Annotated in this window: 19 protein-coding genes; 12 read left to right on the forward strand and 7 right to left on the reverse strand. The window is 72.9% G+C overall.

Annotated elements, in window-relative coordinates; all coding sequences use genetic code 11:
• Positions 1-42 precede the first annotated feature (42 nt).
• Complete coding sequence (locus tag RKE29_RS14095; protein WP_312005581.1) at positions 43-2,706, forward strand: SpoIIE family protein phosphatase; 2,664 nt, start codon at positions 43-45, stop codon at positions 2,704-2,706.
• A 210-nt stretch (positions 2,707-2,916) separates the two neighbouring features.
• Here RKE29_RS14095 and RKE29_RS14100 read toward each other — a convergent pair whose 3' ends face one another.
• A complete protein-coding gene (locus RKE29_RS14100; protein WP_312005561.1) occupies positions 2,917-5,151 on the reverse strand; it encodes a (Fe-S)-binding protein in 2,235 nt (744 codons plus the stop codon).
• A 394-nt stretch (positions 5,152-5,545) separates the two neighbouring features.
• Between RKE29_RS14100 and dnaK the strand changes: the two genes are divergently transcribed.
• From dnaK to RKE29_RS14130, 6 genes are all read left to right on the forward strand, one after another.
• Entirely contained in the window at positions 5,546-7,399 is a 1,854-nt protein-coding gene (dnaK, locus tag RKE29_RS14105; protein WP_312005562.1) for a molecular chaperone DnaK, read from the forward strand.
• Positions 7,396-8,055 (forward strand): nucleotide exchange factor GrpE, encoded by a 660-nt coding sequence (grpE, locus tag RKE29_RS14110; RefSeq protein WP_312005563.1) that lies wholly within the window; start codon positions 7,396-7,398, stop codon positions 8,053-8,055. Before dnaK ends, grpE begins: the two co-directional genes overlap by 4 nt.
• Before the next feature lie 147 nt (positions 8,056-8,202).
• On the forward strand, positions 8,203-9,369 hold the full coding sequence (gene dnaJ / locus RKE29_RS14115; RefSeq protein ID WP_312005564.1) for a molecular chaperone DnaJ: 1,167 nt from the start codon (positions 8,203-8,205) through the stop codon (positions 9,367-9,369).
• 3 nt (positions 9,370-9,372) lie between these two features.
• On the forward strand, positions 9,373-9,849 hold the full coding sequence (locus tag RKE29_RS14120; protein ID WP_312005565.1) for a heat shock protein transcriptional repressor HspR: 477 nt from the start codon (positions 9,373-9,375) through the stop codon (positions 9,847-9,849).
• A 180-nt stretch (positions 9,850-10,029) separates the two neighbouring features.
• Positions 10,030-10,695 carry a Uma2 family endonuclease gene (locus RKE29_RS14125; RefSeq protein WP_312005566.1) on the forward strand — a complete coding sequence of 222 codons (666 nt, stop codon included), beginning with the start codon at positions 10,030-10,032 and terminating at the stop codon, positions 10,693-10,695.
• Positions 10,696-10,783: 88 nt separating this feature from the next.
• Positions 10,784-11,158, forward strand: coding sequence for a cupin domain-containing protein (locus RKE29_RS14130; protein ID WP_312005567.1), 375 nt, complete (start codon positions 10,784-10,786; stop codon positions 11,156-11,158).
• 180 nt (positions 11,159-11,338) lie between these two features.
• Here RKE29_RS14130 and RKE29_RS14135 read toward each other — a convergent pair whose 3' ends face one another.
• The gene (locus RKE29_RS14135; RefSeq protein ID WP_312005569.1) at positions 11,339-11,755 is read right to left on the reverse strand and encodes a TIGR03618 family F420-dependent PPOX class oxidoreductase; all 417 of its coding nucleotides are present in this window, start codon (positions 11,753-11,755) and stop codon (positions 11,339-11,341) included.
• A 214-nt stretch (positions 11,756-11,969) separates the two neighbouring features.
• On the opposite strand from RKE29_RS14135, the gene clpB reads away from it, so the two are divergent.
• Together clpB and RKE29_RS14145 are read left to right on the forward strand one after the other, a co-directional pair.
• Positions 11,970-14,576 (forward strand): ATP-dependent chaperone ClpB, encoded by a 2,607-nt coding sequence (gene clpB, locus RKE29_RS14140; RefSeq protein WP_312005570.1) that lies wholly within the window; start codon positions 11,970-11,972, stop codon positions 14,574-14,576.
• A 153-nt stretch (positions 14,577-14,729) separates the two neighbouring features.
• The gene (locus RKE29_RS14145) at positions 14,730-15,287 is read left to right on the forward strand and encodes a YbjN domain-containing protein (protein WP_312005571.1); all 558 of its coding nucleotides are present in this window, start codon (positions 14,730-14,732) and stop codon (positions 15,285-15,287) included.
• A 137-nt stretch (positions 15,288-15,424) separates the two neighbouring features.
• Here the strand turns inward: RKE29_RS14145 and RKE29_RS14150 are convergent, their stop codons facing one another.
• On the reverse strand, positions 15,425-16,663 hold the full coding sequence (locus tag RKE29_RS14150) for a hypothetical protein (RefSeq protein ID WP_312005572.1): 1,239 nt from the start codon (positions 16,661-16,663) through the stop codon (positions 15,425-15,427).
• 215 nt (positions 16,664-16,878) lie between these two features.
• On the opposite strand from RKE29_RS14150, the gene RKE29_RS14155 reads away from it, so the two are divergent.
• Complete coding sequence (locus RKE29_RS14155; RefSeq protein WP_312005573.1) at positions 16,879-17,058, forward strand: hypothetical protein; 180 nt, start codon at positions 16,879-16,881, stop codon at positions 17,056-17,058.
• Between the two features lie 10 nt (positions 17,059-17,068).
• Here RKE29_RS14155 and RKE29_RS14160 read toward each other — a convergent pair whose 3' ends face one another.
• On the reverse strand, positions 17,069-17,428 hold the full coding sequence (locus RKE29_RS14160) for a nuclear transport factor 2 family protein (protein ID WP_312005574.1): 360 nt from the start codon (positions 17,426-17,428) through the stop codon (positions 17,069-17,071).
• A gap of 234 nt (positions 17,429-17,662) precedes the next feature.
• On the opposite strand from RKE29_RS14160, the gene RKE29_RS14165 reads away from it, so the two are divergent.
• The gene (locus tag RKE29_RS14165; RefSeq protein ID WP_312005575.1) at positions 17,663-18,046 is read left to right on the forward strand and encodes an OsmC family protein; all 384 of its coding nucleotides are present in this window, start codon (positions 17,663-17,665) and stop codon (positions 18,044-18,046) included.
• Between the two features lie 348 nt (positions 18,047-18,394).
• Positions 18,395-19,036 (forward strand): choice-of-anchor C family protein, encoded by a 642-nt coding sequence (locus RKE29_RS14170; RefSeq protein ID WP_312005577.1) that lies wholly within the window; start codon positions 18,395-18,397, stop codon positions 19,034-19,036.
• 133 nt (positions 19,037-19,169) lie between these two features.
• Here RKE29_RS14170 and RKE29_RS14175 read toward each other — a convergent pair whose 3' ends face one another.
• The 3 genes from RKE29_RS14175 to RKE29_RS14185 form a co-directional block, all read right to left on the reverse strand.
• Positions 19,170-20,384 (reverse strand): acyl-CoA dehydrogenase family protein, encoded by a 1,215-nt coding sequence (locus RKE29_RS14175; RefSeq protein ID WP_312005578.1) that lies wholly within the window; start codon positions 20,382-20,384, stop codon positions 19,170-19,172.
• Between the two features lie 13 nt (positions 20,385-20,397).
• A complete protein-coding gene (locus tag RKE29_RS14180; RefSeq protein ID WP_312005579.1) occupies positions 20,398-21,735 on the reverse strand; it encodes an acyl-CoA dehydrogenase family protein in 1,338 nt (445 codons plus the stop codon).
• 220 nt (positions 21,736-21,955) lie between these two features.
• The coding region (locus RKE29_RS14185) for a serine/threonine-protein phosphatase (RefSeq protein WP_312005580.1) at positions 21,956-22,786 on the reverse strand (831 nt) is incomplete at its 5' end.

The following is a 22,786-nucleotide window of genomic DNA, read 5'->3' on the forward strand; positions in this document are numbered from 1 at the left end:
GGCCACGGGCGCGCGCCCGGCTTCCGGTGGGCGCGGCGGCCGCTGCCCGCGCGGGCCGGCCGGCCGCGTCCGCTGGCCCGTCCGCGCACCGTCGCCGGGCAGGTGTTCGGGCTCCAGGTCGTCGTCGTGCTGGTGCTCGTCGTCGCCGGCGCCGTCGCCATGGTCCTCCAGTCGACGTACGACAGCGAGAAGGAGGCCAAGCGCCGCACGTACGCCGTCGCGCAGACCTTCGCCCGCGCGCCCGGTGTCGTCGCCGCGCTGCGCTCCCGGGACCCGAGCGCCGTGCTCCAGCCGCTCACCGCGGAGACCGCGCGCGCCGCCGAGGTCCGCTTCATCGTCGTCATGACCCCCGCGGGCATGCGCTACACCCACCCCGACCCGGGCGAGATCGGCAAGAAGTTCCGCGGCGAGTACGAGCCCGCCGCGCGCGGCGGGGTCGTCTCCGAGACCTACACCGGCACCCTGGGCCCGTCCGTGCGGTCCGTGGTCCCCGTCTACGACGAAAAGCACCGGATCGTCGCCCTCGTCGCGGCCGGCATCACCGTGGACGAGATGACCGGCGTCGCCCACCGCCAGCTGCCGCTGCTGCTCGGCGCCGCGGCGGGCGCGCTGGCGCTGGCCACCATCGGGACCGCGCTGGTCAGCAGGCGGCTGCGGCGCCAGACCCGGGGGCTGGATCCGGCCGAGATGGCCCGCATGTACGAGCACCACGACGCGGTGCTGCACGCGGTGCGCGAGGGCGTGCTCATCGTGGACGGCGACGGGTGGCTGGTGCTCGCCAACGACGAGGCGCGCCGCCTGTTCGACCTGCCGTCGGACGCCGAGGGCCGGCACGTCACCGACCTCGGTTTCGACGCGGGCACCGCCGGGCTGCTGCTGTCGGGGCGGCCGACCACCGACGAGGTGTACGTGGCCGGCGAGCGCCTGCTGTCCGTCAGCCACCGGCCCACCGACCGCGACGGCGGCCCGCCCGGCAGCGTGGCCACCCTCCGCGACACCACCGAGCTGCGCGCGCTCACCGGCAAGGTCGACCTGGCCCGGCGGCGGCTTCAGCTGCTGTACGACGCCAGCGTGCGCATCGGCACCACGCTGGACCTGGAGCGCACCGCGCAGGAGCTGGCGGACCACACCATCCCGGAGTTCGCCGACTACGTCGCGGTCGACCTGGCGGACTCGGTGCTGCGCGGCGAGGAGCCCGCGGGCCGCGGCTGCCCGCTGCGGCGCACGGCGCTCAGCGGCATCCGGGACGACGCGCCCCTCCAGCCGGTCGGCCGGCTGATCCACTACGGCCCGGCCACGCCGCACGCCCGCAGCATGGCCACCGGCCGGCCGGTGGCGGAGCGGGCCCTGGGGACGTTCTCCGGCTGGCAGGAGCAGAACCCGGCGCTGGGGCGCCGGCTGGTGGAGTACGGGTTCCACTCGGTGCTGACCGTGCCGCTGCGCGCCCGCGGGGTCAACCTCGGGGTGGCCAGCTTCATGCGCGCCGCGCGGCCCGACCCGTTCGAGGACGACGACATGTCGCTCGCCGAGGAGCTGGTCGCCCGCGCGGCCGTCAGCATCGACAACGCGCGCCTGTTCACCCGCGAGCACGTGCTGGCCGAAACGCTCCAGCGCAGCCTGCTGCCGCGGGTGCTGCCCGAGCAGAACGCGCTGGACGTCGCCTACCGCTACCTGCCCGCCGAGTCCGGGGTCGGCGGCGACTGGTTCGACGTGATCCCGCTGCCCGGCGCGCGCGTCGCGCTGGTCGTCGGCGACGTGGTCGGCCACGGGCTGCACGCCGCCGCGACCATGGGCCGGCTGCGTACGGCCGTACACAACTTCTCCGCCCTGGACCTGCCGCCGGAGGAGCTGCTGTCGCACCTGGACGACCTGATCGTCAGCATCGACCACGACGACGCGGCCGAGGGCGGCCCGGGCGGCGGGGTGATCACCGGCGCGACCTGCCTGTACGCGATCTACGACCCGGTGTCCCGGCGCTGCGCCATGGCCCGCGCGGGCCACCCGCCGCCCGCCCTGGTCCGCCCGGACGGCACCGTGGAGTACGTCGAGCTGCCCGCCGGGCCGCCGCTGGGCCTGGGCGGCCTGCCCTTCGAGACCACCGAGCTGGAGCTGCCCGAGGGCAGCCACCTGGTGCTGTACACCGACGGCCTGGTCGAGAAGCGCGACCGGGACATCGAGACCGGCCTGGAGCTGCTGCGCCGCTCGCTGGCCCGGCGTCCGGACCGTACGCCGGAGGAGACCTGCCAGGCGGTGCTGGAGGCGATGCTGCCGGACCGCCCCAGCGACGACATTGCGCTGATCGTGGCCCGTACGCGCGTGCTGGCCGCCGAGCGGACCGCGGACTGGGAGGTGCCGGCCGACCCGGCGCAGGTCGGCGTGGTGCGGGCGGCCGTGGCGCGGCGGCTGGCGGAGTGGGGCCTGGCCGACATGGCGTTCAGTACGGAGCTGATCCTCAGCGAGCTGATCACCAACGCCATCCGGCACGCGGACGGGCCGATCCGGGTGCGGCTGCTGTGCGACCGCAGCCTGATCTGCGAGGTCTTCGACGGCAGCAGCACCTCGCCGCACCTGCGGTACGCGGGCGCGTCGGACGAGGGCGGCCGCGGGCTGTTCCTCGTCTCGCAGTTCGCCGACCGCTGGGGCACGCGGTACACCGCGGACGGCAAGGTGATCTGGACCGAGCAGGCGCTGGGCGGGAAGGGCTGACGGGGGCCGGTCCCGGGCGTGCTCCCGGGCGCGCGGCGGCCAGGGTCCGGTCCTACGCTTCCGGCCCTGCCGGGGTCCCCGCCGGTTCGCGGGTCGGCCCCTGCCGCGCGCGGCATTCGGCCCCTGCCGCGCGGCGTACGACACGCGGCAGGGGGCTGGGACCCGCGAAGGTCCCAGCCCCTGCCGTACGTACGTACCCTGCCTCGGGCGTTACTTCACCGGCTCCGGCTGGGGCTCGTCGGCGGACTCGCTGGCCGGCTCGGCGGGGGTCCGGACGGAGTCCAGCAGGAGCTGGGCCACGTCGACCACCGTGACCGACTCGCGGACCACGCCCTCGTTCTTCTTGCCGTTGACCGAGTCGGTGAGCATGACCAGGCAGAACGGGCAGGCGGTGGAGACGATGTCCGGGTTGAGGGCCAGCGCCTCGTCCACGCGCTCGGTGTTGATGCGCTTGCCGATGCGCTCTTCCATCCACATGCGCGCGCCGCCGGCGCCGCAGCAGAAGCCGCGCTCCTTGTGGCGGTGCATCTCCTCGTTGCGCAGGCCGGGCACCTTGGCGATGATCTCGCGCGGCGGGGTGTAGACCTTGTTGTGCCGGCCCAGGTAGCACGGGTCGTGGTAGGTGATCAGGCCCTCGACCGGGGTGACGGGGGTGAGGCGCCCGGTGTCGATGAGGTGCTGGAGCAGCTGGGTGTGGTGGATGACCTCGTAGTGGCCGCCCAGCTGGGGGTACTCGTTGGCCAGGGTGTTGAAGCAGTGCGGGCAGGTCGCGACGATCTTCTTCTTGGACCGCTCCACGACCACGCCCTCGTCAGCGTCCTCGCCGAAGGCCATGTTCAGCATCTCGACGTTCTGCTGGCCGAGCTGCTGGAAGAGGAACTCGTTGCCCAGGCGGCGGGCGGAGTCGCCGGTGCAGGACTCCTCACCGCCCATGATCGCGAACTTGACGCCCGCGATGTGCAGCAGCTCCGCGAAGGCCTTGGTGGTCTTCTTGGCGCGGTCCTCCAGGGCGCCGGCGCAGCCGACCCAGTACAGGTAGTCGACCTCGGTGAGGTCCTCGACGTCCTGGCCGACGATCGGGACCTCGAAGTCGACCTCCTTGGTCCACTGGAGGCGCTGCTTCTTGGCCAGGCCCCAGGGGTTGCCCTTCTTCTCCAGGTTCTTCAGCATCGTGCCGGCCTCGCTGGGGAACGAGGACTCGATCATGACCTGGTAGCGGCGCATGTCGACGATGTGGTCGACATGCTCGATGTCGACGGGGCACTGCTCGACGCACGCGCCGCAGGTGGTGCAGGACCACAGCACGTCCGGGTCGATGACGCCGTTCTCCTCCAGCGTCCCGATCAGCGGGCGCTCGGCCTCGGCCCGGGCGGCGGCCGGGATGTCGGCCTTGTCGGGGTCGGCGCCGCCGGCGGTGGCCAGCAGGTAGGGGGCCTTGGCGGCCGCGTGGTCGCGCAGGGCCATGATCAGCAGCTTGGGGGACAGCGGCTTGCCGGTGTTCCACGCGGGGCACTGCGACTGGCAGCGGCCGCACTCGGTGCAGGTGGAGAAGTCCAGCAGGCCCTTCCAGGAGAAGTGCTCGACCTGGGAGACGCCGAACTGGTCGTCCTCGCCGGGGTCCTCGAAGTCGATCGGCTGGCCGCCGGAGGTCATCGGCTGGAGGGCGCCGAGCGCGGTCGCGCCGGACGCCTCGCGCTTGAACCAGATGTTCGGGAAGGCCAGGAAGCGGTGCCAGGCGACGCCCATGGTGGTGTTGAGGCTGACCGTGATCATCCAGGTGAACGACACGATGATCTTGATCATGGCGACCAGGTAGGTCAGGTTCTGGAGCGTCTCGTGGCTCAGCCCGCGGAAGGCGGCGACCAGCGGGTACGACGCGAGGTACGCGGCCTCGTAGTGCTCCACGTGGTGCAGCGCGCCCTCCAGGCCGCGCAGCACCATGATCGCCAGGCCGACGGTGAGGATGACGCCCTCGACGAAGTACGCCTGCCAGAAGGTGGAGCCCGCGAAGCGGGACTTGCGGCCCGCGCGGGAGGGCAGGTTGGACAGGCGGATGCCGATCAGGACGAGGATGCCCAGGACCGTCGTGGTGCCCATCACCTCGACCAGCAGCTCCCAGGGCAGCCACTCGCCGATGACCGGCAGCAGCCAGTCGGCCTCGAAGAGCTGCCCGATCGCGTTGGCGAGGGTGAGGATCAGGGTCAGGAAGCCGACGGCGACGAACCAGTGGGCGACACCGACGATCCCCCAGCGGTTCATGCGGGTGTGCCCGACGAACTCCTTGGCGAGCGTCACGGTGCGCTGGACCGGCTCGTCGGTCCGCGAGCCCGCCGGGACCGGCTGGCCGAGCATGATGAAGCGGAAGATCTGCGCGATCGCTCGGCCGAACAGCGCGGCGCCGACCGCGGTGAACACCAGCGAAACAATGATCGCGGCGAGTTGCATGGCGGGCTCCTCGGGCCTGCTGAAGCGTGAGACACCAGTCTAGCGCAGACACTACTACTGAGTAACTTACTTGACAGTCACTACCAGTGAGTAACTTAGCCGGTCTCCGCCGACCTTACCCGGGAAACCGCGAACCCATGTAGCGGAAGGAGCGGTGAATCTGCGCCGCGAGCGGGGTTCACGGCCGCCGGGGCGGGCCGGCGGAGCGGGCCGGCGGACAGGCAGCCGGGCGGGTCGGCGGGCTCCAGCGCTCATGCCCGTAAGGCTCATATAAAACTTGAGCCAGCCAGACTCAGCTCTGTTGACACGTCCGATCCGATCCGGCACCCTTGAGCCAGTCACGCTCAATGTGCGCAAGCTGAAGTCGAAGAAGCTGTAGTTGGAGGACTCCGAGATGGCACGTGCGGTCGGCATCGACCTGGGTACGACGAACTCCGTCGTCAGTGTGCTCGAAGGCGGTGAGCCCACCGTCATCACCAACGCCGAGGGCGCCAGGACCACGCCGTCCGTTGTCGCCTTCGCGAAGAACGGCGAGGTGCTGGTCGGCGAGGTCGCCAAGCGCCAGGCCGTTACCAACGTGGACCGGACCATCCGCTCCGTCAAGCGCCACATGGGCACGGACTGGAAGATCGGCCTCGACGGCAAGGACTTCAACCCGCAGCAGATCAGCGCCTTCATCCTGCAGAAGCTGAAGCGGGACGCCGAGGCGTACCTGGGCGACAAGGTCACCGACGCGGTCATCACCGTCCCGGCGTACTTCAACGACTCCGAGCGGCAGGCCACCAAGGAGGCGGGCGAGATCGCGGGGCTGAACGTCCTGCGCATCGTCAACGAGCCCACCGCCGCCGCCCTGGCGTACGGGCTGGAGAAGGACGACCAGACCATCCTCGTCTTCGACCTCGGCGGCGGCACGTTCGACGTGTCCCTGCTGGAGATCGGCGACGGCGTGGTGGAGGTCAAGGCCACCAACGGCGACAACCACCTCGGCGGCGACGACTGGGACCAGCGGGTCGTGGACTACCTGGTCAAGCAGTTCGCGGGCGGGCACGGCGTGGACCTGTCGAAGGACAAGATGGCCCTCCAGCGGCTGCGCGAGGCCGCCGAGAAGGCCAAGATCGAGCTGTCCAGCTCGACCGAGACCACGATCAACCTGCCGTACATCACGGCGTCGGCCGAGGGCCCGCTGCACCTGGACGAGAAGCTGACCCGGGCGCAGTTCCAGCAGCTCACCGCCGACCTGCTGGACCGCTGCAAGACCCCGTTCCACAACGTGATCAAGGACGCGGGCATCTCGCTGTCCGAGATCGACCACGTGGTGCTGGTCGGCGGCTCGACCCGTATGCCCGCCGTCGCCGAGCTGGTCAAGGAGCTGACCGGCGGCAAGGAGGCCAACAAGGGCGTCAACCCGGACGAGGTCGTCGCCATCGGCGCCTCGCTCCAGGCGGGCGTGCTGACCGGCGTGGTCAAGGACGTGCTGCTGCTCGACGTCACCCCGCTGTCCCTGGGCATCGAGACCAAGGGCGGCATCATGACCAAGCTGATCGAGCGCAACACCACGATCCCGACCAAGCGCTCGGAGATCTTCACCACGGCCGAGGACAACCAGCCGTCCGTGCAGATCCAGGTCTACCAGGGCGAGCGCGAGATCGCGGCGTACAACAAGAAGCTCGGCATGTTCGAGCTGACCGGCCTGCCCCCGGCCCCGCGCGGCGTGCCGCAGATCGAGGTCACCTTCGACATCGACGCCAACGGCATCATGCACGTGGCGGCGAAGGACCTCGGCACCGGCAAGGAGCAGAAGATGACCGTCACCGGCGGCTCCGCGCTGCCGAAGGACGACATCGACCGCATGATGCGGGAGGCCGAGCAGTACGCGGAGGAGGACCACAAGCGCCGCGAGGCCGCCGAGACCCGCAACCAGGCCGAGCAGCTGGTCTACCAGACCGAGAAGTTCCTCCAGGACAACGAGGACAAGGTCCCCGGGGACGTCAAGAGCGAGGTCGAGACCGCGCTCGGCGACCTGAAGGAGAAGCTGAAGGGCGAGGACACCGCGGAGATCCGCACCGCGACCGAGAAGGTCGCGGCCGTCAGCCAGAAGCTGGGCCAGGCCCTGTACGCGCAGGCGGACGGCCCCGCCGCCGCCGGCGGCGCCGAGGGCGCCGGGCAGGCCAAGGCCGAGGACGACGTGGTGGACGCCGAGATCGTCGACGACGAGAAGGCCGACAAGGGACAGGGTGGTGCCGCGTGACGGAGGAGACTCCGGGCTTCGAGGAGCAGCCCGACGTCCCCTCCGAGGCCGCGCCGACCCCGGACGACGCGGCGCCGGGCGCCGGACCCGCCGAGGAGGCGGGCCCGGCCGGCCCGGACGGGGACGTGGAGCGGGTGGCCGTGCAGGCCCAGCTCGACCAGGCCCGTTCCGCGCTGAGCGAGCGCACGGCGGACCTGCAACGGCTCCAGGCCGAGTACCAGAACTACCGGCGCCGGGTCGAGCGGGACCGGGTGGCGGTCAAGGAGATCGCCGTCGCCAACCTGCTGACGGAGCTGCTGCCCGTCCTGGACAACATCGGCCGCGCCCGCGACCACGGCGAGCTGGTCGGCGGCTTCAAGTCCGTCGCCGAGTCGCTGGAGTCGGTGGCGGCCAAGATGGGGTTGCAGCAGTTCGGCAAGGAGGGTGAGCCCTTCGACCCGCTGGTCCACGAGGCGCTGATGCACTCGTACGCGCCGGACGTCACCGAGACGACGTGCGTGCGGATCCTGCAGCCCGGGTATCGGATCGGCGAGCGTACTATCCGCCCGGCGCGGGTGGCGGTCGCCGAGCCGCAGCCGGGCGCCCAGCCCAAGGACGGGCCGGGCGCGGGCGCGGACGGTGCGGACGAGGACAGCGGTGGCCCGGACGAGGGCTGACGCGGTACGGGCCCGGCGCCGCTCGCCGCGCCCGGGACGGGCGGGGCGGACCGGCCGCGCGGCCCGGGCGGGGCGGGCGGTACGGGCAGGGCGGAGTGGGCCGGGCAGGCCGGCCGGCAGGACGGCTCGGAAGGAGGGACGCCGGGGATGAGCACGAAGGACTTCATCGAGAAGGACTACTACAAGGTTCTCGGCGTTCCCAAGGACGCCACCGAGGCGGAGATCAAGAAGGCGTACCGGAAGCTCGCCCGTGAGTTTCACCCGGACGCCAACAAGGGCGACCCGCGGGCCGAGGAGCGCTTCAAGGAGATCTCCGAGGCCAACGACGTGCTCGGCGACCCCAAGCGGCGCAAGGAGTACGACGACGCGCGCGCCCTGTTCGGCAACGGCGGCTTCCGCCCGGGCCCCGGCGCGGGCGGCGGCCCCGGCTCGTTCAACTTCGACCTGGGCGACCTCTTCGGCGGCGCCCAGGGCGGGGGCGGCGGCTTCGGCGGCGGCCTCGGGGACGTCTTCGGCGGCCTGTTCGGCCGGGGCGCCGGGCGGCAGCAGCCGCGCCGCGGCCAGGACGTGGAGTCGGAGGTGACGCTCAGCTTCACCGAGGCGGTGGAGGGCGCCACCGTCCCGCTGCGGATGACCAGCCAGGCCCCGTGCAAGGCCTGCTCGGGCACGGGCGACAAGAACGGCAACCCGCGCGTGTGCCCGACCTGCGTGGGCACCGGCCAGATCAGCCGGGGCGCGGGCGGCGGCTTCTCGCTCACCGACCCGTGCGTGGACTGCCGGGGCCGCGGGCTGATCGCCCAGGACCCGTGTGAGGTGTGCCGGGGCAGCGGCCGGGCCCGCTCGTCGCGCACCATGCAGGTGCGCATCCCGGCCGGGGTGAGCGACGGCCAGCGGATCCGGCTGCGCGGCAAGGGCGGCCCCGGCGAGACCGGCGGCCCGGCCGGCGACCTGTACGTGGTCGTGCACGTCGACGCGCACCCGGTCTTCGGCCGCAAGGGCGACAACCTGACCGTCACCGTGCCCGTCACCTTCACGGAGGCGGCGCTGGGCGGCGAGATCCGGGTGCCGACGCTCGGTGGCCCGCCGGTCACCCTCAAGCTGCCGCCCGGCACGCCGGGCGGGCGCACCCTGCGCGCCCGGGGCAAGGGCGCGGTGCGCAAGGACGGCACCCGCGGCGACCTGCTGGTCACCGTCGAGGTCGCCGTCCCGACGAACCTCGACGACAAGGCGCGGGACGCGCTGGAGGCGTATCGCGAGGCGACCGCGGGCGAGGACCCGCGGACGGAGCTGTTCCAGGCCGCGAAGGGAGCGTGACCCATGGAGAGGGACGGCCGGGCCGGAGTGCCCGGAGGCGTGGGCCGGAGCCGGAACCCCTACGAACTGACCGACGATTCCCCGGTGTACGTCATCTCCGTCGCCGCCCAGCTCTCCGGCCTGCACCCGCAGACGCTGCGCCAGTACGACCGGCTCGGCCTGGTCTCCCCGGACCGCACCGCCGGCCGCGGCCGGCGCTACTCGGCGCGCGACATCGCGCTGCTGCGCCAGGTGCAGCAGCTCTCGCAGGACGAGGGCATCAACCTGGCCGGTATCAAGCGCATCATCGAGCTGGAGAACGAGGTCGCGGCGCTGCGCGCGCAGGTGGCCGAGCTCCAGCAGGCGGTCGAGGGCGCGGCGGCGGCCATGCGGCAGCGCGAGGCGGCGGTGCACGCGTCGTACCGCCGTGACCTGGTGCCGTACCACGAGGTGCAGCAGACCAGCGCGCTGGTGGTGTGGCGGCCGAAGCGGCCGGAGTAGGCACGCGTCCCGCGCGGGCCCGCTCGCGGGCGGCCCCGGCGTCAACACTGGTACGGCATTTCATCTTATGAGGTGGCCGGCGGCCTTTCGGAGCCTCCGGGCCGCCGTGCTCCCTACATTGGCGATGTCGCTTGTGCCGCACGGCACGTACGCCCAGACTTGAGGAGGAGGTGCTGCGCCATGACCGCTCTCGCCCAGGAGGCCCCGGAGTCGGCCCACGAGGCCCCGGAAGCTCCCGAGGAGGTACCCGAGATGCCCCGTCCGGAGGAGCTGGACGAAGTCCTGTGGCAGGCGTGGAAGGACATGGAACTCCCCGAGGGCTATCGCGCGGAGATCGTCGAGGGGTTCATCGAGGTGTCGCCTACCGGACGTGCCAGCCACGCAAGGATCATCAACCGGCTGCGTGAAGCGCTGGCCAGACACCTGGAGGGCAGTGAGTACTCGGCTCAGCACGACTGGAACGTCATCCACGACCGGAAACCCTGGGTCCCCGACCTGATCGTCGTGCCCAGGGAGGACGAGGAATTCCTGACGGAGGACGGCCTGGGGCTCACCGCCGAGGCGATCCAGCTCGTCGTCGAGGTCGTCTCTCCCGGCCGCAACCACCAGCAGCGCGACCGCGAGCGCAAGCGCCGCGCGTACGCGACTGCGGGCATCCCCGTCTACGTCATCATCGACGACTACGACAACCACGGCACGGTGACCGTGCTCACCTCGCCCTCGCCGAAGGAGGGCCTGTACGCCGCGTCCACCAGGGTTCCGTACGGCACCGACGCCGAGATTCCCGAGGGCCCGGCCAAGGGGTTCGTAATCACCGAGGCCGTCACCGGTCCGCGTCTCGACTGAACGGCCGAGCGGCCACGCCGCGCGATATCACCTCCGCGCGCTTTTGTCCTGTTTTGGGCGCAGGATGGGAGCAGGAGGAGGTACCGCCATGTTGGAAGTCAAGACAACCGAGAAGCCGGACGAGCGCCGCGACTTCCCCCGGGGCCACCTGGAGGCCCTGCACCTGACCGGGCTGGAGTTCGCCGTCGCGACCTTCGAGCCGGGCTGGCGCTGGTCGGAGAGCGTGGCCCCGATCGCGGGCACGCCGAGCTGCCAGTTCGCCCACAAGGGGTACGTGGTCAAAGGCCGGATCCGCGTCCGGATGGACGACGGGGGAGAGGCCGAGGCCGGGCCCGGTGACGTGTTCGTGTGCTCGCCGGGGCACGACGCGTGGGTGGTCGGCGACGAGCAGGTCGTGGTGTACGACTTCGGCGAGACCATGGCCTCGTCGTACGCGAAGGAGGAATCGGCGCAGGAAGGGTAGGGGTGAGGTCCGTCAGGCGCGGGTCCCGGGCGGGGCCCGGCCTCGGGGACCGTTCTCGACGCGGCCGCCGCCATCGCGCGGCGGCCGTCGCTCGGCGCCGCCGGGCCCGTAGCGGGCTCCCGGGCCGCTTACCGGGCCGCCGCCCGCCGTTCCGGCCCGTACGGCGCGTGCCGCCGCGGCTCAGCCCGTCCCGTACGTACGGCCCATCGCGCGCGTCAGCGTGATCAGCAGCAGGACCCGGTCCGGGCGCGGGGCCGGGGCGCGGCCGTAGCGTTCGGCGTAGCGGTCTTCGGCGTCGGCGATCGCGGCGGGGTCGGTCACGACCGCCGCGCGGCCCTCCAGCGTGGCCCAGCGGCGCGGGGCCACCTGGCACACGGCCACCGGCGCGCCCGCCGCGCCCGCCGCCGCGACGTGCGCGGCCTTCCTGCTGTCGCGCCGGGCCAGGACGCGCGCGACGCCCCCCTCCGGGTCGTACGTGACGCCGACCGGCGCGACGTGCGGCGTGCCGTCGGGCCGGACGACGGTGAGGGTGCACACGTGGCGTTCCCGCCAGAATGCGAGGTACTCGGGGGGCGGGTCCCGGAGGTCGACGGCCATGGGAGGAGAACGTAGCCGACCGCCGGGCCGACCGCCGCGCCGCCCCCGCCCCCGCCCCCGCCTCTGCCGACCGCCCCGGTCGCGCCGCTGCGAGGGCGGGACGGCGAGGGGCCGTCATCGCTACCGCCAAGCCCTTGAGTGGAATAGACTCAACTTATCGGATGTTGGGTACGGCAGGAGTGACCGCCGGACGCGCGAGGAGGAGCACGAAGACGTGGACGCCGAGCTGACCAACAAGAGCCGGGAGGCGCTGAGCGCCGCCCAAGAGCGGGCGGTGTCCGCCGGCCACGCGGACATCATCCCCGCCCACCTGCTGCTGTCCCTCCTCCAGGACCGGGACGGCGGCAACGCGAACATCCTCGACCTGCTCGCCGCCGCCGAGGCCGACGCGGCGGCGCTGCGCGCCGACGCCGAGAAGCAGCTCGCCTCCCAGCCCAGCGTGCAGGGCTCCACCGTGGCCCCGCCGCAGGCCAGCCGCGACCTGCTGGCCGTCCTCGCGGACGCCGGCCGGCGCGCCGAGGACCTCGGCGACGACTACGTCTCCACCGAGCACCTGCTCATCGGCATCGCCGCCAAGGGCGGCCCGGCGGGCAGTGCGCTGGCCCGGCAGGGCGCCACCGAGCGCAGGCTGCTCGACGCCTTCCAGGCCGCCCGGGGCGGCCGGCGGGTGACCACGCCGGACCCGGAGGGCACGTACAAGGCGCTGGAGAAGTTCGGCACGGACTTCACCGCCGCCGCGCGCGAGGGCCGGCTCGACCCGGTCATCGGCCGGGACCAGGAGATCCGCCGCGTCGTGCAGGTCCTCTCCCGCCGCACCAAGAACAACCCCGTGCTCATCGGCGAGCCCGGCGTCGGCAAGACCGCCGTCGTGGAGGGCCTGGCCCAGCGGATCGTCAAGGGCGACGTGCCCGAGTCGCTGAAGAACAAGCGGCTGGTGGCGCTGGACCTGGGCGCGATGGTCGCGGGCGCGAAGTACCGCGGCGAGTTCGAGGAGCGGCTGAAGAGCGTGCTGGCCGAGATCAAGGCCAGCGACGGGCAGATCGTCACCTTCATCGACGAGCTGCACACGGTGGTCGGCGCGGGCGCGGGCGGCGACTCGTCCATGGACGCGGGCAACATGCTCAAGCCCATGCTCGCGCGCGGCGAGCTGCGCATGGTCGGCGCCACCACGCTGGACGAGTACCGCGAGCGGATCGAGAAGGACGCCGCCCTGGAGCGCCGGTTCCAGCAGGTGCTGGTCGCCGAGCCGTCCGTGGAGGACACGGTCGCCATCCTGCGCGGCCTCAAGGGCCGGTACGAGGCGCACCACAAGGTGCAGATCGCCGACAGCGCCCTGGTGGCCGCCGCGGCTCTCTCCGACCGGTACATCACCGCCCGCTTCCTGCCGGACAAGGCCATCGACCTGGTGGACGAGGCCGCGTCCCGGCTGCGCATGGAGATCGACTCCTCGCCCGTGGAGATCGACGAGTCGCAGCGCGCCGTGGACCGGCTGCGGATGGAGGAGCTGGCCCTGTCGAAGGAGACGGACGCCTCCTCCCGGCAGCGGCTGGAGAAGCTGCGCCGCGACCTCGCCGACAAGGAGGAGGACCTGCGGGGGCTCACGGCCCGCTGGGAGAAGGAGAAGCAGGGCCTGAACCGGGTCGGCGACCTCAAGGGCCGCCTGGACGAGCTGCGCGGCCAGGCCGAGCGCGCCCAGCGCGACGGCGACTTCGAGACCGCCTCCAAGCTGCTGTACGCGCAGATCCCGGCCCTGGAGCGGGAGCTGGCCGAGGCCTCGGAGGCCGAGGCGGAGGCCAAGCGGGAGACCATGGTCAAGGACCAGGTCGGCCCGGACGACGTGGCCGACGTGGTGTCCTCCTGGACCGGCATCCCCGCGGGCCGGCTGCTGGAGGGCGAGACGCAGAAGCTGCTGCACATGGAGGAGGAGCTGGGCCGCCGCATCATCGGCCAGTCCGAGGCCGTACGGGCGGTGTCGGACGCGGTGCGCAGGGCGCGGGCCGGGATCGCCGACCCGGACCGCCCGACCGGCGCGTTCCTGTTCCTCGGGCCCACCGGGGTCGGCAAGACCGAGCTGGCGAAGGCGCTCGCCGACTTCCTGTTCGACGACGAGCGGGCCATGATCCGCATCGACATGAGCGAGTACGGCGAGAAGCACAGCGTCGCCCGCCTGGTCGGCGCGCCGCCCGGCTACGTCGGCTACGAGGAGGGCGGCCAGCTCACCGAGGCCGTGCGGCGCCGCCCGTACAGCGTGGTGCTGCTGGACGAGGTCGAGAAGGCCCACCCCGAGGTCTTCGACATCCTGCTCCAGGTGCTGGACGACGGCCGGCTCACCGACGGCCAGGGCCGCACGGTCGACTTCCGCAGCTCCATCCTGGTGCTGACCTCCAACCTCGGCAGCACGTACCTGATCGACCCGCTGCTGAGCCAGGAGGAGAAGAAGGAGAGCGTGCTGGAGACGGTGCGGTCGTCCTTCAAGCCGGAGTTCCTGAACCGGCTGGACGGACAGGTGGTCTTCACCGCCCTGACCCAGGACGAGCTGGCCCGCGTCGCCCGCCTCCAGACCGACCGGCTCGCCGCCCGGCTCGCCGAGCGCCGCCTCACCCTGGAGGTCACCCCGGACGCGCTGGCCTGGCTGGCGGAGCGGGGCAACGACCCGGCGTACGGCGCGCGGCCGCTGCGCCGCCTGGTGCAGACCGCGATCGGCGACCGGCTGGCCCGGGAGATCCTGGCGGGCGAGGTCCGGGACGGCGACACGGTACGGGTCGACGTGGCCGGCGACGACCTGCTGGTGGGCCCGGTGCCGGGCGGGAAGTCCCTGTGACGCCGCCGCGGCCGTAGGGAAGCCGGGGCCCGGTCCGTCCGGGCCCCGGCCCCGGCTTCTCCGCCCGCGGACCGGGCTTGTCCCGGCCCTGGGTTGCGAGGTGCGGGCGAGAGTGCGGGAGGATGGGATTAACCGTATGAAGGGAAATCCACGGTGAGCATCGACCCGTCCTCGATTCCGAACTTCGGGGGCCAGCCCGAACCACAGCCGACGGGTCCGCAGGGCCCCGTCATCCCGGACCAGGACCTGGTCACCCAGCTCCTGGACCAGATGGAGCTGAAGTACGTCGTCGACGAGGAGGGGGACCTCGCCGCCCCGTGGGAGGACTTCCGCACGTACTTCATGTTCCGGGGGGAGGAGGAGCAGCAGGTCTTCTCGGTACGCACCTTCTACGACCGGCCGCACAGCATCGACCAGAAGCTGGCGCTGCTGGAGGCGGTGGACGACTGGAACCGCCGCACCCTGTGGCCCAAGGTCTACAGCCACACCAACGACGACGGCACGGTCCACCTGATCGGTGAGGCCCAGATGCTGATCGGCACCGGCGTGAACCTGGAGTACTTCGTCGCCAGCACCGTCAGCTGGGTGCGGGCCTCGATCGAGTTCGACCGGTGGCTGGTGGAGCAGCTCGGCCTGGAGGCCGACGTGGAGCCCGGCGCCGACGAGGGCGGACCGGACGGACCGGACGGGCAGGACGGGCAGGGCGACTGAGCCCGCCCGGCCCCGGCCCGGGGCCCGGGCGGCGGTGGGCCTGACCGGCCCGGCCGCCGGAGCCCGGCCCGGTCGGCCCGTCCGGCCTGCCCGGCCTGCCTCGTCGGCCCGGTCGGCCCTGTCGTGGCCGCGAGCGGTCACAGCGGGACGTCCGCCACGGTCAGCAGGTACGTCCCGTAGGCCCACGAGAGCCCGGCCAGCGCGCCGACCGTCACCCAGGCGGTGCGCGGCCGGGCTCTGGCCAGCGCCTGGGCGGCGGGCAGCAGCAGCGGGAAGGCGGGCAGCAGGAAGCGCGGCTTGGATGTGAAGTAGTGCGTGCCGCCGAGGGTGATGACCACCAGCGCCAGCGTGTAGACGAGCAGGACGAGCGGCGGCCGGTCCAGGGCCAGCAGCGCCAGGCACAGCAGCGCGGCGCCGACGACCGCCAGCACCATGTAGTCGCAGAGGTGGTCCTTGCCGACGACCAGGTGCCGCAGCCAGTGGAAGCTGTCGCGGCCGAAGTCGAAGCGCGACCCCCATTTGGCCTGGATCGCGAAGTAGCCCAGCGGGTCGCCGCGCTGGGCGCCCACCCAGGCCACGTACCCCAGCCAGCCCAGCGGCGCGAGCACCGCGCCCAGCAGCACCCCGCCGCGGCCGTCCCGCCCCGGGCCGTCCCGGCCCAGGCCGCCCCGGGCGCCGCCGCCCCGCCGTATCGCGGCCAGCGCGCAGGCCCACACGGCCAGCGCCACCGCGATGCCGTTCGGCCGGGCGAGACCGGCCAGCAGCGCCAGCGCCCCGGCCCACCGCCAGCGGCCGGTCAGCGCCGCGTACAGCGACCAGACGGCCAGCGCGGTCAGCAGCGGCTCGGTGTACGCCATGGACTGCACGATGGCGTGCGGCAGCAGCCCCCACAGCACCACCAGCAGCGCGGCCACCCGCCGCCCGTACAGCCGCCGGCCCACCGCGTGCACGCCCCACGCCGCCACCCCGGCCGACACCCAGGCGATCAGCAGCCCCGCGTCGAGCGTGGGCAGGAACGGCACGAGGGTGGTCACCGCCCGGATCAGCGCCGGGTACAGCGGGAAGAAGGCCAGGTCGTCGAAGGTGAGGTTCTTGGCGTCGGAGTAGGACACCGTGCCGTATCCGTGTTCGGCGATGCCCGCGTACCACACGCTGTCCCACGTGAAGCCGAGCAGCAGCCGCGGGTTCCTGCCCACCCACCACGCCCAGCCGGCCATGCACACGATTCCGGCCAGCCGGGCCGCCGCGTACAGCCCGAGCGCGGGCGCGGCGAGGCGCAGTGACGCGGCGAGGCGCCGTCCCGTCCGGCCCAGGGCGCCGGGCGGGACGGGAGGCAGCTCGGGGGTGGGTACGGGCACGGCGGTGTCGGCGGACACGGGGCACCTCCGGTGCGGGCGCCGCGGCGGCCCACGACCGGCCGCGGCGGTGACGAACACCCTCTCGCACACCGACCCTGCGGCATCCCGCGGACGCCCGCGACCGCTCGCGTCCGTTCGCGGGAGCCCGCCACCCGCACGGCGGCCCGCCGGGAGACCGCCGGTACGCTCGGTGCCCGGCCCGGGCGCGCGGCCCGGGCGGGCAGGAGGCGGTGGTGATCGACGTCGGCGAGGCGCTGGCCCGGGAGCAGATGGCCGAGTACGCGGAGGTGAGCGCGGCCCTGGAGCGCGGCGAGGAGCTGCGCCGGCTGACCTGGGCCGCGCGGGCGTCGATCGCGCTGATCGTGCTGGGCGCGGTCGCGTGGATGATCTGGTCGTCGCTGCAACCGCGCTGAGCGCCTGGGCTCAGACCTCGGGCCCGTACGCGCCGAGTCCGCGGCAGATCAGACCGTCCCGGAAGGTCAGCACCTCGGAGACGGCCTGGCCGCGCTCGTTGCGGTAGTTGATGACGACCGTGTCCACCGAGGCGCGGACGTCCTCGACGGTGAAGCGCAGGTCGGGCAGTCGGCGCAGCCCCGCCGACCAGTAGGCGCGCAGGGCGTCCTTGCCGCGCACCTCGCCGGACGGGTCGTCGCCCCACTGGATGATGCGGGGCGAGGCGAAGACCACGTCGTCCGTGTAGTGGGTGAGGATGCGTTCGAGGTCGTGGGCGTTCCAGGCGTCGGCCCACTCCTGGGTGAACCGCTGGGCGAAGGTCAGATCCATGCGGCGGACGCTAGCGGCGCGGGGCGGCGGGCACCGGGAATTCCACGGAGCGGACACCCGGCCCGGTTTCGGACGGCTCACGGCGCCGTTCCGCCCCGGCTCCGGCGGGACCGCGCCGGCCCGTCTCGCAGGACGGAAGTCCACGTCCTGCCGTCCGGCCGCTCTCGTACGCTCCGGCTCGTATCCACCCGCGAGAAGGCGGGCGGACGAGGCCGGACGGCGAGAGGCGAGGCGATGATCGAGGCGACGGCACTTCCGACACCCTGGCAGGTCAGGTACCGGGCCGGTGGGCACGAGGGCGTCGCGGACACCCGCAAGGCCGGTCTCGGCGGGGCGGCCGGCCCGCGCCCGCACGACCTCCTGGAGGCCGCGCTGGCCACGTGCATGACCATGACCGCCCGCATGGCCCTGGCGGTGGCCCTGCCGGACGCCGACGGGGACGTGGGGGAGGTCAGCGTGCGCGTATCGCTGGACCGGAGCGGGCCGGAGGCGCGGTTCCGCTACGAACTCGTCCTCGACCCGGCGCTGGAGCGCCACCGCCCGCTGCTGGCCGAGTACATCGCGAACTGCCCGGTGCGCCGCACGCTGAGCGGCCCGCTGGCCTTCGACCCCGCCTGACCGCCCGCCGGACGCGAATGCGCGCGTCCGGCGGCGCAGGCAAGCCTCAGCCGGGGCGGAATTCAGGGGCCGACGACATGACCAGCCGCGGGTCATGCGTCCGGCTGAGCCGTTGTCATCCCCGCGCCGCCGCCACTTTGGCTTTGGCCGACCGCCCGGTGGCGGCGGGTCGAGTTCCGCTTGAGCGGGGGGTCGCGCGTTGGGGCGGTGGCCCCGCGCGCACCCGCGCGCGATCGGGTCTCACACCCTCGTGCGCGGGCGTCCGGCCCTTGGCCCGCACCGCGCCGAGGAGGGAGAGTTCACGGCGCTCCACCAACGCTCTCGCAAACTTTCAACCGGGAGGACTTCATGGTGGCCTTACGCACCTACGCCATCGCCCTTGCCACGGCCGGCCTGATCGCCGCCGGCGGCGGCACCGCGCTGGCCGCGCCGGCCGGCGGCACGGACACGGCGGGCTCCGCGACCGCGGCGGTCAGCCGGTTCGACGACGGCAGCTTCGAGTACCCGCTCGCTCCGGCGAACAGGTTCACGACGTACGCGGCCGGGCAGTCGATCGGCCCCTGGCGGGTCGGGGCCGGCGGCGTGGACCTGATCGGCGCCGGGTTCTGGCAGGCGGCCGAGGGGGACCAGTCCGTCGACCTCAACTCCGGCAACCCGGGCTCGGTGGCCCAGACCTTCACCACGACCCCGGGCCGCGCCTACACGGTGACGTACGCCCTGGCGGGCAACACCGGCGGCGCCCACGGCCCGAACAACCCGGTCGTGAAGACCGGGCGGGTGCTCCTCGACGGGCAGGTCTTCCAGGACTTCTCGTTCGACGTCAGCAACGCCACGACCGCCGACATGGGCTACGTCCGGCGGCAGGTGACCTTCGAGGCCAGCCGCGCGACCACGACCCTGACGTTCGCCAGCACCACCCCCGGCGCCTACGGGCCCGCGATCGACGACGTACGGGTCAGCACCTGCTGCTCGTGCGCGTGCCCCGGCTGACCGGCGGCCGGTACCGGGCGGCCGGCTGACGCCGAGGCGGCCGCCGGGACGACGAGGGCCCTCCCCGCACCGGCGGGGAGGGCCCTTCGCGGTGCCGTCGGCGCGCGGCCCCGCGCGGCCCGGCGGGCGCGGGCTACTTCAGTTCCGACGACGACCGGCCCAGCAGGCGGCGGGCGACGATCAGCTGCTGGATCTGCTGGGTGCCCTCGAAGATGTCGAGGATCTTGGAGTCGCGCGACCACTTCTCCAGCAGGGAGTTCTCCGAGTAGCCGACGCTGCCGGCCAGTTCGACGGCGCTGAGCGTGACGTCGCTGCCGGTGCGGCCGGCCTTGGCCTTGGCCATGGACGCCTGGGTGGAGTTGGGCTGGCGGTTGTCCGCCATCCACGCCGCCTCCAGGGCCAGCAGGTAGGCGGCCTCCCAGTCGGCCTCCAGCTGGAGGAACTTCGCGGCCGCGGCCGACTGGCTGTTGGCCGGGCGGTCGTAGTCGATCTCCACGCCCGCGTCGGTCAGGATCGTCCGCAGCTCCTCCAGCGCCGCCCGCGCGCAGCCGATGGCCATGGCGGCCACCAGCGGGCGGGTGTTGTCGAAGGTCTGCATGACCCCGGCGAAGCCCTGCTCGGTGTTGATCTCCGGGCTGCCCAGCAGGTTGTCCTTGTGGACGCGGACGTTGTCCAGCCGGAAGTGGGCGGTGTCGGAGGCGCGGATGCCGAGCTTGTGCTCCAGGCGGACCAGCTCGAAGCCGGGCGTGCCCTTCTCGACCACGAACGACTTGATCGCGGCCTTGCCCAGGTTGCGGTCCAGGGTGGCCCAGACGACCACGCAGTCGGCCCGCTCGCCGGAGGTGACGAAGATCTTCTCGCCGTTGAGGACGTAGTAGTCGCCGTCCTGGGTGGCGGTGGTGCGGATGGCGCCGGAGTCCGAGCCGGTGTCGGGCTCGGTGATGGCCATGGCCGCCCACTTGCCCTCGAACCGCTTGAGCTGCTCGTCGTTGGCCACGGAGGCGATGGCGGCGTTGCCCAGGCCCTGGCGGGGCATGGTCAGCAGCAGGCCGGTGTCGCCCCAGCACATCTCGATCGTGGCGAGCACGACCGACATGTTGGAGCCGTTCTGCACGCCCTTCTGCTTCTTCTTGCCGCCGCTCTCCGAGCGGCGCACGCCGCCCGCGCCCGCGCCGCCGCCGGTGGCCGCCAGGCCGTCCAGCAGCGCGGCGAGGGTGTCGAGCTCCTTGGGGTAGGTGTGCTCGGCCTGGTCGTACTTGCGCGAGTTGGGCCGGAAGAACTCCGCCGCGGCCTGGTGGGCCTGGTCGATGAGTACGTGCAGCTTCTTGGGAATCTCAAGATTGATCATGTCTAAAAGCCCCTCAGACGAGGACGACGCCTTCCATCAGGCCGATCGCGCGAAGGTCGCGGTACCAGCGCTCCACCGGGTGTTCCTTGACGAAGCCGTGGCCGCCGAGCAGCTGCACGCCGTCGTTGCCGATCACCATGCCCTTGTCCGCGCACAGCTTGCGGGCCAGGGCGACCTCCCGCGCGTGCGGCAGGCCCTGCTCGACGCGCGAGGCGGCCTTGTAGGTCAGCAGCCGCATGGCCTCCAGCTCGATGCCGATGTCGGCCACCTTGAACGCGACGCCCTGGCGGTTGGCGATCGGCTCGCCGAACGCCTGCCGCTCGTTGACGTAGGGGATCACGTAGTCCAGTACGGCCTGCGCGGTGCCGAGCGACAGGGCGCTCCAGGCCAGCCGGGACAGCCGTACGCACTCGGTGTAGACCTCGCTCCTGCCCTCGCCGAGCAGCGCGGAGGCCGGCACGGTCACGTTGTCCAGGACGAGGCGGCCCAGGCCCGCGGCGCGCAGGCCCATGGCGGGCTCCGACTCGACCGTCAGGCCGGCCGTGCTGGACTCGACGACCAGCAGCACCGGGCCGCTGCCGGGCAGGTGGGCGGCGACCACGAACAGCTCGGCGGACGCGGCCTGCGGCACCAGGGACTTCACGCCGTCGATGACGAACCCGCCGGGGGTGCGGCGCACGGAGGTGCGCAGCGTGAAGGGGTCGAACAGCGCGCGCGGCTCCTGGACGGCCAGGGCGGCGGACGGCACGTTCTCGCCGACGAAGGAGGGCAGGTACGTCGACTGCTGGGCGGAGTCGCCCCACAGCACCAGCGCGGTGCTCACCGCGGACGGCGCCAGGCACGCGACGGCCAGGCCCATGTCGCCGTGCGCCAGGGCCTCGGCGATCAGCACGTTGGTGACCGCGGACCGCTCGCCGCCGACGCCGCCCAGCTCCTCGGGCACGCCGACCTGCGTGACGCCCAGCTCGGCGGCCTTGGCGACCAGGCCGTCCGGGGCCGCGCACTTGTCGTCGGCCTCGGCGGCGGCGGGCCGGACCAGCTCGGCGGCGAACTCCGCGACCGTGTCGCGGATCATCTGCTGCTCTTCGCTGGGCGTCAGGTCGAACAGGTCGCGCCGGCTCGCGGACGCCGGACGGGCCGGCTTGCCGTTGCCCTGCACCTTGCGGAAGGTGCGGCTGGCGGCGGCGGCCGTGGTGAAGCCGGCCTTGGTGGCTTCGTAGACCACCTTGTCGACCTGCTTGCGCAGGCCCAACTTGTCGAGCACCGGCGCCTGGCTGATGCGGTTGAGCACGGCGAGTCCGAGGCCCTGGGCGTTGCGGCCCCTGGTGGGGCCCTTATTTCCGCTGGCCATAGGGGTGTCTCCTGTCTGCGGGGCTAAGCCGTCGGCGTCCTTACTATAGAGTAAATTTACTCACAAGTAAGTAGTGTGTTTCCAGGGTTCTGGCGAGGTCGCGCGGCGGCCCTCCCCGCGCGGGCGCGGCCGGCCGGCAGCCGCGCAGGTGACGGGCACGACGCCCCGTACCGACGGGTAACCGTACCGCCGGTAAGGGTCGGGTCGGGGGTGGGCGGGATCAGCCGGGGATGAGCTGTTCGGTCCAGATGCACTTGCCGGTCGCGGTGTACCGGGCGCCCCAGCGCTTGGCCATGGCCGCCACCAGCTGAAGCCCCCGGCCGTCCTCGTCCAGCGCGGACGGGTGCCGGATGTGCGGCGTGGTCAGCGAGCCGTCCGACACCTCGCAGATCAGGGTGCGGCTGCGCAGCAGGCGCAGGACCACCGGGCCCGTGGCGTGCCGGACCACGTTGCCGACCAGCTCGCTCACGATCAGCTCGGTCGTCATCTCCAGCTCCGCAAGGTCCCAGACGGCCAGCTGCTCGCGCACGTACTTGCGCGCCTGGGAGGCGGCGACCGGGTCGTCGGGCAGCGGCCAGGAGGCCACCGCGTCGGCGGGCAGGGCACGGGTGCGGGCGATGAGGAGGGCGGTGTCGTCCGGGGCGGGCCGGTCGGCGGGCGGCACGGCGGCGGTGACCGCGTCGCACAGCGGGTCCAGGTCGCCGCCGTAGGTTCCTCCGCCGCTGTCGGCCAGCGCGGTGGCCAGGGTCCCGGTCAGGCGGGCCATGCCGTCCTCGATGTCCCCGCCCGGGATTTCCACCAGACCGTCGGTGTACAGGACGAGGAGACTGCCTTCGGGCAGCCGCACCTCGTGGACCTCGAACGGCGGGTCGGCCACGCCCAGCGGCGGGTCCGGGTCCAGCGCGGGGAAGGACACCGTGCCGTCCGGCAGCGCGACGGCCGGGGGCAGGTGCCCGGCGTCGGCATAGCTGAGGACCTGGGTCGTCGGGTCGTACACCCCGTACAGGCACGTGGTGAACGACTCCTCCCCCAGCTCCGCCACCACGTCGTT

The sequence above is a fragment of the Streptomyces sp. B1866 genome, from assembly GCF_031932565.1.
GTDB lineage: Bacteria > Actinomycetota > Actinomycetes > Streptomycetales > Streptomycetaceae > Streptomyces.

What these genes read in the sequence shown, in the direction of transcription:
- RKE29_RS14135 (WP_312005569.1), bottom strand. Translation starts at nt 11,755, where the DNA reads ATGGCCGTCGACCTCCGGGACCCGCCCCCCGAGTACCTCGCATTCTGG.
- RKE29_RS14100 (WP_312005561.1), bottom strand. Translation starts at nt 5,151, where the DNA reads ATGCAACTCGCCGCGATCATTGTTTCGCTGGTGTTCACCGCGGTCGGC.
- RKE29_RS14180 (WP_312005579.1), bottom strand. Translation starts at nt 21,735, where the DNA reads ATGGCCAGCGGAAATAAGGGCCCCACCAGGGGCCGCAACGCCCAGGGC.
- dnaK (WP_312005562.1), top strand. Translation starts at nt 5,546, where the DNA reads ATGGCACGTGCGGTCGGCATCGACCTGGGTACGACGAACTCCGTCGTC.
- RKE29_RS14130 (WP_312005567.1), top strand. Translation starts at nt 10,784, where the DNA reads ATGTTGGAAGTCAAGACAACCGAGAAGCCGGACGAGCGCCGCGACTTC.
- dnaJ (WP_312005564.1), top strand. Translation starts at nt 8,203, where the DNA reads ATGAGCACGAAGGACTTCATCGAGAAGGACTACTACAAGGTTCTCGGC.
- RKE29_RS14175 (WP_312005578.1), bottom strand. Translation starts at nt 20,384, where the DNA reads ATGATCAATCTTGAGATTCCCAAGAAGCTGCACGTACTCATCGACCAG.
- RKE29_RS14165 (WP_312005575.1), top strand. Translation starts at nt 17,663, where the DNA reads ATGATCGAGGCGACGGCACTTCCGACACCCTGGCAGGTCAGGTACCGG.
- RKE29_RS14160 (WP_312005574.1), bottom strand. Translation starts at nt 17,428, where the DNA reads ATGGATCTGACCTTCGCCCAGCGGTTCACCCAGGAGTGGGCCGACGCC.
- RKE29_RS14170 (WP_312005577.1), top strand. Translation starts at nt 18,395, where the DNA reads ATGGTGGCCTTACGCACCTACGCCATCGCCCTTGCCACGGCCGGCCTG.
- RKE29_RS14120 (WP_312005565.1), top strand. Translation starts at nt 9,373, where the DNA reads ATGGAGAGGGACGGCCGGGCCGGAGTGCCCGGAGGCGTGGGCCGGAGC.
- RKE29_RS14125 (WP_312005566.1), top strand. Translation starts at nt 10,030, where the DNA reads ATGACCGCTCTCGCCCAGGAGGCCCCGGAGTCGGCCCACGAGGCCCCG.